Source organism: Chryseobacterium phosphatilyticum, assembly GCF_002899825.2.
Lineage (GTDB): Bacteria > Bacteroidota > Bacteroidia > Flavobacteriales > Weeksellaceae > Chryseobacterium > Chryseobacterium phosphatilyticum.
The window spans coordinates 1-460 of the sequence record NZ_PPED02000091.1; the positions used below are offsets into that span (position 1 = coordinate 1).

Consider the following 460-nt stretch of genomic DNA (forward strand, 5'->3'; position numbering starts at 1 on the left):
CCATTGAGGAGAGGGAGTTAACTCCGAAACAGGATATGAGAGAAGTGGAGGGGTATATGGAAGAACTTCTTGATCCAAACTTTTATACGATGCAAAAAGTGGACGATTATTTAAAAATTACTCTATTTGATGAAGGTGCCATTATGGATCCCATCAATAAGTTGAGGCAAATCTATCCGAATATCCTGCATTTAGAAAGGAAAATCGACAGGGTTGACTTAAAAGAGAGGAAGTCATTTTCTTCTGCTGGCAAACAATCAAAAACAGAGCTTTCATTATTTGAAGACTTTTATCATGATATGACAACAGCAGACTTTTCAGAGGAAAAAAGAAATATGATGATAAGCATTATTGATAAGGTGAAGGGAGTAAAGGAACCAATATGAAACCTTTAAAATTAATGATGCAGGCATTCGGCCCGTATGCCGATAAAGAGATAATAGATTTCACAAAGCTAGGT

The 460-nt window shown here is 36.1% G+C and carries 1 protein-coding gene; it reads left to right on the forward strand.

Translation table 11 applies throughout. The annotated features are described in order from the left end of the window. The coding region (locus C1631_RS23605; RefSeq protein ID WP_185144704.1) for an exonuclease SbcCD subunit D C-terminal domain-containing protein at positions 1-386 on the forward strand (386 nt) is incomplete at its 5' end. Between the last annotated feature and the right edge of the window lie 74 nt (positions 387-460).